This is a genomic window from Rhizomicrobium sp. (genome assembly GCF_056722145.1).
Window position 1 is genome coordinate 1 of the sequence record NZ_JBWZET010000250.1, and the last position, 2,237, is coordinate 2,237.

1 protein-coding gene is annotated in these 2,237 nt (G+C 62.9%); it reads right to left on the reverse strand.

Annotated elements, in window-relative coordinates; genetic code table 11:
• A partial coding sequence (locus AC1P6P_RS13415) for a glutamate synthase-related protein (protein ID WP_481402951.1) occupies positions 1-2,237 on the reverse strand: 2,237 nt, incomplete at both ends.

Here is a 2,237-nt window from a genome sequence, read left to right on the forward strand (position 1 = left end):
AGACAAAGGCGCGTCCGCCGCTCATGCCGGCCGCAAAGTTGCGGCCTGTCTTGCCGATCACGACCACGGTGCCGTTGGTCATGTATTCGCAGCCGTGGTCGCCCACGCCCTCGACCACCGCGATCGCGCCCGAGTTGCGAACAGCGAAGCGCTCGCCGGCGATGCCGTTGAGGAAGACCTCGCCGCTGGTCGCGCCGTAGAGCACGACGTTGCCGACCAGAATGCTCTCTTCAGGCAGGAAGCTCGAGGTCTTCGGCGGATAAGCGATGATGCGCCCACCGGAGAGGCCCTTGCCCAGATAATCGTTGGAGTCGCCTTCGAGTTCGAGTGTGACGCCGTTAGGCACGAATGCGCCGAAGCTTTGGCCCGCCGATCCGGCGAACTTGAAGTGAATGGTACCTTCAGGCAATCCCGCCGAGCCGTAGCGGCGTGCAATCTCGCCGCCCAGCATCGCGCCGACAGTGCGGTGCACGTTGCGAATGGCGAAGCTGGCATTCACGGGAGTCTTTGATTCGAGGGCCGGCGCGGCAGTTTCGATCAGCTTGTGATCGAGGGCCTTGTCGAGGCCGTGATCCTGCGGCTGGATTTTGCGGCGCGCGACGCGCGAGGGCAACTCCGGCTCATAAAGGATCGAGGCGAGGTCGATGCCCTTGGCCTTCCAGTGGGCGTCGGCGATAGCGGCGTCGATCTTGTCAACGCGGCCCACCATCTCATCGACGGTGCGGAAGCCCAGCTTTGCCATATGCTGGCGGACCTGTTCGGCGATAAAGAAGAAGAAGTTGACGACGTGTTCGGGCTGGCCCTGGAAGCGCGCGCGCAAAACGGGATCCTGCGTGGCGATGCCCACCGAGCAGGTGTTCAGGTGGCACTTGCGCATCATGATGCAGCCCATCGTGATCAGCGGCATGGTGGCAAAGCCGAACTCCTCAGCGCCGAGCAGCGCCGCGATCACGACGTCGCGGCCGGTCTGGAGCTTGCCGTCGGTCTGCACTTTTATGCGTCCGCGCAGATCGTTGAGCAGCAGAACCTGCTGTGTCTCGGCGAGGCCTAGCTCCCATGGCAACCCCGCGTGCTTGATGGAGCTGAGCGGCGAAGCGCCGGTGCCGCCGTTGTCGCCGGAGATGAGCACCACATCGGCGTGCGCCTTTGAGACGCCTGCCGCGACCGTTCCCACGCCGACCTCTGAGACCAGCTTGACTGCAATGCGGGCCTGCGGGTTGACGTTCTTGAGGTCGTAGATCAACTGCGCCAGATCTTCGATCGAGTAAATGTCATGGTGCGGCGGCGGTGAGATGAGGCCGACGCCGGGGATCGAATGGCGTGTCCGCGCAATGATCTCATCGACCTTGTGGCCGGGCAACTGGCCGCCCTCGCCGGGCTTTGCGCCCTGCGCCATCTTGATCTGCAGTTCATCGGCGTTGACGAGGTAGTTGGTCGTCACGCCGAAGCGTCCGCTCGCAACCTGCTTAACGGCCGAGCGGCGCGAGTCGCCATTGGGGTCGCGCTTGAAGCGCTCTTCTTCTTCGCCGCCCTCGCCGGTGTTCGACATGCCGCCGAGCCGGTTCATTGCGATGGCGAGCGTCTCGTGCGCCTCTTTACTGATCGAGCCGAAGCTCATTGCGCCGGTCGTGAAGCGCTTGACGATCTCCTTTGCCGGCTCGACCTCTTCGATCGGAATCGGCTGATCGTCGTACTTGAGCTGAAGCAGTCCGCGCAGCGTGCAGAGATGGCGGTTCTGATCGTCCAGCAGATCGGTGTACTCCTGGAAGGTCGCGGGATTGTTCTGCCGCACGGCATGCTGCAGCTTGCTGATGGTCTCGGGATTGAGCAGGTGATACTCGCCGCCCTGACGGAACTGATAGTGGCCGCCGACGACCAGCTCCGTTTCAGATTCAGTCAGCGGCTGGAAGGCGAAGGCATGCTTCATCTGCGCCTCGCGCGCCAGCACATCGAGCCCGACGCCCTCAATGCGCGATGCAGTGCCGGGGAAGTAAGTATTCACCAGAGCCTGATTGAGGCCGACGGCTTCAAAGACCTGTGCGCCGCGATAGCTTTGCAGCGTGCTGATGCCCATCTTTGAAAAGGTCTTGAGCAGGCCCTTGTTGACGGCCTTGATGAAGTTTTTCTCGGCGTATTCAGCGGAGACGTCGGCGGGCAGCAGGCCGCGGCGCTTGAGATCGTGAACCGTCTCGATGGCGAGGTAGGGGTTGATGGCGCTGGCGCCGTAACCGATGAGG